Genomic DNA, 7,541 nt, shown 5'->3' on the forward strand with positions numbered 1-7,541 from the left:
CGCCCGCCCCCGGAGGGCGGGCGCGCCGGCTCGGGGGGCCGCGGCCCCCCCGAGCCGGAACACGACACAGAGAGGTGAGCTGAACATGACGACCGTCGGAGTCGGGATGGTCGGGCACGCGTTCATGGGACGCGCCCACTCCCAGGCGTGGCGCAGCGTGGGGCCGTTCTTCGAGCCGCCGCTGAGACCCGTCATGACCGCCCTGGCGGGACGTTCCGCCGAGCGCGCCCGCGCCGCCGCCGACGCGCTCGGCTGGGCGTCGGTGGAGACCGACTGGAAGGAGCTGCTCCGCCGCGACGACGTCCAGCTCGTCGACATCTGCACGCCGGGCGACAGCCACGCCGAGATCGCCGTCGCCGCGCTCGACGCGGGCAAGCACGTGCTGTGCGAGAAGCCGCTCGCCAACTCCGTCGCGGAGGCCGAGGCGATGGCCGCCGCCGCGGAGCGGGCGCGCGAGCGCGGAGTCCGGTCGATGGTCGGGTTCAACTACCGGCGCGTCCCCGCCGTCACCCTGGCCCGCAGGCTGGTGGACCAGGGGCGCATCGGCGCCGTCCGGCACATCCGGGCCCAGTACCTCCAGGACTGGCTGGCCGACCCGCAGGCGCCGTTCACGTGGCGGATGGACCGCGACCGGGCCGGGACGGGCGCGCTCGGCGACATCGGCGCGCACATCATCGACACCGCGCAGTTCATCACCGGGCACCACCTCGTCGGGGTGACGGCGCTGCTGGACACGTTCGTCCCGGAACGCCCGGTCCCCGGAGGCGGGACGGCGCGGGTCACCGTGGACGACGCGGCCCTGTTCGTCGGGCGCACCGACGGCGGCGCGCTCGCCTCGTTCGAGGCCACCCGGTTCGCCACCGGCCGCAAGAACGCCCTGCGGATCGAGGTCAGCGGCTCCTCCGGCGCCCTGGCGTTCGACCTGGAATCGCTGAACGAGCTGTGGTTCCACGACCGTGAGGAAGACGGCGCGACCGCCGGTTTCCGCAGGATCGTCGTCACCGAGCCCGTCCACCCGTACGCGGACCGGTGGTGGCCGCCCGGCCATCTGCTGGGCTACGAGCACACGTTCACCCACCAGGCGGCCGACCTGCTCACCGCGATCGCGGACGGCACCGACCCGCGCCCGTCGTTCGCCGACGGCCTGCAGGTGCAGCGCGTCCTCGCCGCGGTCGCCGGCAGTGCCCAGGCCCGCTGCTGGGTCGATGTCGAAGGGAGCGAATCATGACACGACCGATCACGCTGTTCACCGGCCAGTGGGCGGACCTGCCGTTCGAGGAGGTCTGCCGGCTGGCGTCCGGCTGGGGCTACGAGGGCCTGGAGATCGCCTGCTGGGGCGACCACTTCGAGGTCGACAAGGCCCTCGCCGACGACGGCTACGTCCCGCGCAAGCTGGAGACGCTCGCCGAGCACGGCCTCAAGGTGTGGGCGATCTCCAACCACCTCGTCGGGCAGGCCGTCTGCGACAACCCCGACGAGCGGCACCGGGCGATCCTGCCCGAACGGATCTGGGGCGACGGCGAGCCCGAGGGCGTCCGGCGCCGCGCCGCCGCCGAGATCATGGACACCGCCCGGGCCGCCGCGCGGCTCGGCGTCGACACGGTGGTCGGGTTCACCGGCTCCTCGATCTGGCACACGGTCGCGATGTTCCCGCCCACCCCCGAGTCGATGGTGGAGCGCGGCTACGCCGACTTCGCCGAGCGCTGGAACCCCATCCTGGACGTGTTCGACGAGGTCGGCGTCCGCTTCGCGCACGAGGTGCACCCGAGCGAGATCGCCTACGACTACTGGACGACCGTCCGGACGCTGGAGGCGATCGGGCACCGCCCCGCCTTCGGGCTGAACTTCGACCCGTCCCACTTCGTGTGGCAGGAGCTCGACCCGGTCGGCTTCCTGCTCGACTTCCGCGACCGGATCTACCACGTCGACTGCAAGGACACGAAGGTCCGCACGGGCGACGGCCGCCGCGGCCGCCTGTCGTCCCACCTGCCGTGGGCGGACCTGCGGCGCGGCTGGGACTTCATCTCCACCGGCCGCGGCGACGTCCCGTGGGAGGACGTCTTCCGCGCCCTCAACGCGATCGGCTACACCGGCCCGATCTCCGTCGAGTGGGAGGACGCCGGAATGGACCGCCTCCAGGGCGCCCCCGAAGCCCTGGAGTTCGTCCGCGCCCTCAACACCATGGAACCCCCCACCACGAGCTTCGATTCGGCGTTCACATAGCGTTTTTCTCCTCCTTCGGGCCTGGCGGCCCTGCTGTGCCTATTGCAGTGACCTCCTCCTTCGGGCCCTGAAGGCCCTCCATCGTCGGGCACTGCGGCGATCGCTGGCATCGCTCCGACTCGCCTTGGCGGCTCGCTGCTGTGCTTATTGCAGCGCCCTCCTCCTTAGGGCCTGGCGGCCCTCCATCGTCGGGCACTGCGGCGATCGCTGGCATCGCTCCGACTCGCCTTGGCGGCTCGCTGCACGATCAGGTTCTCGCTTCGCTCGAACCTGCCTTCGGACGCGATCGCAATCATTGAGGTTGTTGGGTGGTTGCGGTGATGATTGCCGCCCCCTGAGCCGGCCGGCCCGGGCCTCAGGGGGCGGGGTGGGCGCCTAGGTTGCGGGGGGCGTGGTCGGTTACGAAGCGTTCCAGTTCGGGTGCCGTCACGCCCATCGGCGGGACGACGATGAGCCGGTCCACGCCCAGCTCCCCGTAGTCCCGGACGTGCCCGGCGTCCGGGAGGCGGGGCGGGCTGAGCGAGACGTGCAGGGGCCCGCGGCCCGCCTCGGCGGTGAGGGACCGCAGCTTCGCGATCGTCTCCGCGGCGGCGCGGCGTCCGAGCATCCACCCGTACCAGCCGTCGGCGTGCCGGGCGGCCCGGCGCAGCGCCGCGGGGCTGTGGCCGCCCGTCACGACGGGGATCGGCCGCTGCACGGGCCGGGGATGGGCGTCCACGCCCGCGAAGTCGACGTGGCGGCCGTGGAAGGCCGGCTCGTCGTCGTACCAGAGGGACCGCATCGCCGCGAGGTACTCGTCGGCGCGGGCCCCGCGCCCCTCCGGCGGGACGCCGACCGCGCGCATCTCCGGCTCCAGGTATCCGGCGGCCGTGCCGAAGACGAGCCTGCCCCGGCTGAGCACGTCGAGGCTGGCGAGCTGCTTGGCGAGGACCAGCGGGTTGCGCTGCGGCAGGACGACGACGCCGGTGCCGAGGGCGATCCGCTCGGTCCGGCCGGCGAGGTGGGCGAGGGCGACCAGCGGGTCCAGGAACGGCGCGTCCGGCTCGGCGGGGGACGGCGCGACGCGCGGGCGCGGCAGCACGACGTGGTCGCCGGCCCAGACGGAGTCGTATCCGAGATCCTCGGCCAGGGCGGCGATCCGGGCGGCGACGTGCGGATCGGCGCAGGCGTGCAGGTTGACGGCGAAGAGCCCGAGAGTGGGTGGCATTCGTAGATAATCGAACTTTTCTACGATCGCGTCAACCGATGATCGAACGGATATACCCTGCTGCCATGGCGGAGGGTTCGATGCGCGACGGGCTGCCGGAGGGGCTCGCGTCCCTGGCGGGCTTCCAGCTGGCCAAGTGCGGGTGGTGGCTGGAGCAGCGGCTCGAGGAGGAACTGGAGCCGCTCGGCATCCGGGTGCGGCACTTTCTCGTGCTGGCGATGCTCAGCACGTCCGAGACGCTGTCGCAGCAGGAGATGGCCGACTACCTGCTGCTCGACCCCACGCTGATGGTCGGGCTCGTGGACGACCTGGAGGCGCGCGGCCTCTGCGAGCGTGCCCGCGACCCGCGCGACCGGCGGCGGTACCGCGTCCGCGTCACCGAGGACGGCCGGGCTCTCCACGGCCGGGCGCGCGCCCTGGCCGACGCGGTCGGCGAGGACGTCTTCGGGCCGCTGTCAGACGGTGAGTTGGGCGCCGTGGTCCGGGCGATCGGCCGGGTCATGGAGCCGTTCTGGGCGGAACAGGCGGTGCGCCCGCGCCGCAAGCGGTGAGGGGCCCGGCGGTCAGGGGAGGGCGCGGAAGTCGGCGAAGTCGAAGCCGGGGGAGACGACGCAGCTGACCAGGACCTCCTCGTCCCCGCCCGGGCGGGCGGCCTGCCAGGCGCCGGGCGGGACGAGGGCCTGCGGCACCTGGCCGCCCGCGACGTCCGCTCCCAGCGTGACCTGCTCGGGCGCCGGGGACGGACGGTCGCCGTACCCGCCGAGGAGCAGGGTCAGCGGGCCGCCCGAGTGCCACAGCCACAGCTCCGCTGACCGGACGGCGTGCCAGATCGACTCCTCGCCGGGCGGCAGCAGGAAGTAGATGGCGGTGGCGGCGGCCCGCTCGCCCGGGTAGCCGTCCGGTGTGAACGCCGCGTCCGACCGCCACGTCTCGCGGTACCAGCCGCCCTCGGGGTGCGGCAGCAGGTCCAGCGCCTCGGCGGTCGCCGGCCGGTCCAGGGCCGCGACGTGCCGGCCGTCGGGCCCGCGCCGCAGGTGGCGGACGCGGGACGCGGTCGTGCGGTCGACGACGCCGCGCGCCGGCACGGCGCCGGGGGCGGGGTCGAGGGTGACGGCGACGAGCGGGCCGCCGGTGAACTCCCGGTCGGCGACGGCCAGCAGCCCGGGCTCGTCGTCGGGCGCCCACACGGCCCCCGCCTCCCCGAGGACGAAACGGGGACCGGGCTGGGCCCGCCAGGCGTCGAGCGTCGTCAGCAGCAGCACGCTCCGAGCCTAGACCGTCAGCACGATCTTTCCGGTGACCCGTCCGGTCTCGCCGCGCTCGTGGGCCTTCGCCGCCTCCTCCAGCGGGAACACCGAGTCGATCTCGGCGCGGAGTCGCCCGGCCTCGGCGAGCGCGGCGATCTGCTCCAGCGCGTGGTGGTCGGGCTCAACGAGCAGGTTCTCCGCGCGGACGCCGGTGGTGTCCATGGCGTCGAGCTTGCTGAGCACCACCGACACCAGCGTCCCGCCCGGCCGGAGCACCCGCAGCGAGCGCGGCCCGTAGTCGCCGCCGATGGTGTCGAGGACGACGTCCACGTCCCTGACGACCTCTGCGAAGTCGACGCTGCGGTAGTCGATCGGCTCGTCCACGCCGATACCGCGCAGGAAGGCGTGCTTGCCCTCGCTCGCCGTCCCGATCACGTGGGCGCCGCGCGCCTTGGCGATCTGCACGGCCAGATGCCCGACGCCGCCCGCCGCCGTATGGATCAGCACCCGCCGGCCCTCCCGCACGTCGGCGGTGTCGACCAGCGCCTGCCACGCGGTCAGCGCGGCCAGCGGAAGGGCCCCGGCCTGCACGTGGTCGATGGCGGGCGGCTTGGCGACGAACGTCCGGGACGGCGCCGCGACGTACTCGGCGTGGGAGCCGGCCCCGAACGGGTAGCGGAGCATCCCGAAGACCTCGTCAAGCGCGGCGATCAGAACGGCGTCTCGCAGGCGCAGCAACATCGCCGCAACCACGCAGCGACCTCGATGGTTGCGATCGCGTCCTAAGGCAGATTCGAGCGGAGCGAGAATCTGATCGCGCAGTGAGCCGCCAGGCGAGCCGGAGCGATGCCAGCGATCGCCCGCGTTTTTCGACGATGGAGGGCCTTCAAGGCCCGAAGGAGGAGAAGAACGCCATGAACACTGCTAGTCCATTTCTGAGAGGCGGGCCGGGTCGAACGCGATCGGGTAGGGGCGGTCCAGGGTGAGGGTCTCGCCGGAGCGCGCCTTGCCGGCCAGTTCGTAGCGGCCGTCGCGGAGTTCCAGCAGGGTGAGGGCGGGACGCGGCTCCAGGTCGACGAGCCAGTAGTGCGGGATGCCGGTCGCGGCGTACTCGTCCACCTTGCGGACGCGGTCGATCTGCTCGTTGACCGTGCGCGGCGTGACGACCTCGGCGACCAGGAGGAGGTCGGGGCCGTAGTAGGTGCGGGTCTGGCGTTCGAGCGCCGCGCGGGCCACGTCGCGGGCGACGACGAAGACGTCCGGCTTGCGGACGCCCGCCGGGGTCGTGACGTCCTGCGGCGCTCCGGCGACGTGCACGTCGGCGTCCGCCTGCCGGGCCGCCTCCTTCAGGACGGTCTTGAGCTGGTCGGCCGCGTGGTCGTGCCACAGGTCGCCGGGCAGCTCGTTGAGCCAGCCGTCGGCGAGCTCGTAGCGGCGGCCCTCCTCGGGGAGCGCGTCCAGGTCGTACAGCGTGTACGGACCGTGCGCCCGGCCGACCGTGCCGCCCATGGATCCTCCCCCCTGACCTCGATGAACGGGCTGATCCGAATCTAGTGGACGGCCGTCCGGAAAGAGCGCAGCCATGATCGCGCGTCGGGATGCGGACGAATGTCTCGATAGCCGAGCGGCGGCGAGTTAAGATACATCGCGTCTTGACCCTCCAGTCGCTGGAGGGGCCAGGCTGTCGAGGCGGAAACGCCCGAAGGAGAGATGCGATGAGCGTCGAGCACGACCGCGCCGCGCCCGCCCTGCGCGCCTCGGACCGCGACCGCGACGAGATGCTCGTCCGGCTCCACACGGCCTTCGCCGAGGGGCGGCTGAGCGAGGCCGAGCTGGACGAGCGCATCGACCTGGCCCTGGCCGCGCGCACCTACGACGACCTGGGCGCGCTGGTCGCCGACCTGCCGTCCGGGCGGTCCGCCAGCGAGGAGATCGGGAGGGCGCCCGCCGGGCGGTTCCAGGTCGCCTACAAGGGGTCGGTGGCGAAGGCCGGGCGCTGGCGGCTGCCCGAACGGTTCACGACCGTCGTCTACAAGGGGACGGGCCTGCTCGACCTCCGCGAGGCCGACCTGGACGGGGAGGTCACGACCCTGTGGGTGCTCGCCTACAAGTCCACCGTGCAGATCGTCGTTCCGCCCGGGGTCCGGGTGGAGGCGGACGGCGTCGGCGTGTCCGTCGAGGTCCACGCCGCCCCTCCGGCCGGGGCGCCGGTCCTGCGCGTCAAGGGCTGCGCCTACAAGGGAGCGATCGAAGCGAAAGATCGGATATCTCGGGCGTGAGGTGATAGAACGCTCCCGCGGCCCCCATCGGCCGCCGTTCACGCGGATGTCAGTACAAGGCCGCCCGTGGCGCGATTTGATGGTGACTCGACAGGGACCGTGAAGGAGCGCGTGTGACGGCGAGGACCCCGGAGCAGCACGAGGCCCGGCGGACGGCCGAGGAGGGCCCGGCGGACTCCCGCCACGTGCGCCGGCGCCTCACCTTCGGCGTCGCGGGTGATCTCGCCGACATGCCGGCAGCGCGGTCGCCCTGGCAGCGCGCCTACGAGGCGTGGCGGTCCGCCGGGCTGGACTGGGGCCACGGCGCTCCGGCCGAGGAGGCCGCGCCGAGGCCCGCGAGCCGCGACGCCGCCCGCGCGAAGTCCCCGGCGAAGTCCCCGGCGAAAGCCCCCGCACAACGCGGGCCGGTGCGGCCCCGCCCGGCGAGCCCCGACCCGCACGACGTCCGGGTCGCCGGTCCGCCCCGGCCCCGGCCGAAGCCCGGGCCGGTGCGGGAAGTAGTTGTAACCGCCCTCCTTGGTGCCGGCCGGGCCGAGCTTGGGCGACGACTTGTACTCCGCCGCGGCGACCTGCGGGAGCCGGAAG

The 7,541-nt window shown here is 73.4% G+C and carries 8 protein-coding genes and 1 pseudogene; 5 read left to right on the forward strand and 4 right to left on the reverse strand.

Annotation, left to right across the window (positions count from 1 at the left end; all coding sequences use genetic code 11):
- Window positions 1-85 precede the first annotated feature (85 nt).
- Both AB0K37_RS22795 and AB0K37_RS22800 read left to right on the forward strand, forming a co-directional pair.
- Window positions 86-1,228 carry a Gfo/Idh/MocA family oxidoreductase gene (locus AB0K37_RS22795; protein WP_363984204.1) on the forward strand — a complete coding sequence of 381 codons (1,143 nt, stop codon included), beginning with the start codon at window positions 86-88 and terminating at the stop codon, window positions 1,226-1,228.
- Window positions 1,225-2,223, forward strand: a complete 999-nt coding sequence (locus tag AB0K37_RS22800; protein ID WP_363984206.1) for a sugar phosphate isomerase/epimerase family protein — start codon at window positions 1,225-1,227, stop codon at window positions 2,221-2,223. Before AB0K37_RS22795 ends, AB0K37_RS22800 begins: the two co-directional genes overlap by 4 nt.
- A 355-nt stretch (window positions 2,224-2,578) precedes the next feature.
- Here the strand turns inward: AB0K37_RS22800 and AB0K37_RS22805 are convergent, their stop codons facing one another.
- Window positions 2,579-3,430, reverse strand: a complete 852-nt coding sequence (locus AB0K37_RS22805; RefSeq protein ID WP_363984208.1) for an LLM class F420-dependent oxidoreductase — start codon at window positions 3,428-3,430, stop codon at window positions 2,579-2,581.
- 65 nt (window positions 3,431-3,495) lie between these two features.
- Here AB0K37_RS22805 and AB0K37_RS22810 point away from each other — a divergent pair, with 65 nt between their 5' ends.
- Window positions 3,496-3,981 (forward strand): MarR family winged helix-turn-helix transcriptional regulator, encoded by a 486-nt coding sequence (locus AB0K37_RS22810; protein WP_363984210.1) that lies wholly within the window; start codon window positions 3,496-3,498, stop codon window positions 3,979-3,981.
- 12 nt (window positions 3,982-3,993) lie between these two features.
- On the opposite strand, the gene AB0K37_RS22815 is transcribed toward AB0K37_RS22810, so the two are convergent.
- The 3 genes from AB0K37_RS22815 to AB0K37_RS22825 form a co-directional block, all read right to left on the reverse strand.
- Window positions 3,994-4,692 (reverse strand): cupin domain-containing protein, encoded by a 699-nt coding sequence (locus AB0K37_RS22815; protein WP_363984212.1) that lies wholly within the window; start codon window positions 4,690-4,692, stop codon window positions 3,994-3,996.
- Between the two features lie 9 nt (window positions 4,693-4,701).
- Window positions 4,702-5,418: an NADP-dependent oxidoreductase gene (locus AB0K37_RS22820; protein WP_363984214.1), complete on the reverse strand. Its 717-nt coding sequence runs from the start codon at window positions 5,416-5,418 to the stop codon at window positions 4,702-4,704.
- Window positions 5,419-5,601: 183 nt separating this feature from the next.
- The gene (locus AB0K37_RS22825; RefSeq protein WP_363984216.1) at window positions 5,602-6,186 is read right to left on the reverse strand and encodes a Uma2 family endonuclease; all 585 of its coding nucleotides are present in this window, start codon (window positions 6,184-6,186) and stop codon (window positions 5,602-5,604) included.
- 206 nt (window positions 6,187-6,392) lie between these two features.
- Between AB0K37_RS22825 and AB0K37_RS22830 the strand changes: the two genes are divergently transcribed.
- Window positions 6,393-6,956 (forward strand): DUF1707 domain-containing protein, encoded by a 564-nt coding sequence (locus AB0K37_RS22830; protein ID WP_363984218.1) that lies wholly within the window; start codon window positions 6,393-6,395, stop codon window positions 6,954-6,956.
- Between the two features lie 113 nt (window positions 6,957-7,069).
- A pseudogene (locus tag AB0K37_RS22835) lies at window positions 7,070-7,541 on the forward strand (hypothetical protein); the annotation flags it as partial.

Origin of the sequence: Actinomadura sp. NPDC049753, from assembly GCF_040674655.1 — a bacterium.
Classification (GTDB): domain Bacteria; phylum Actinomycetota; class Actinomycetes; order Streptosporangiales; family Streptosporangiaceae; genus Spirillospora; species Spirillospora verrucosospora.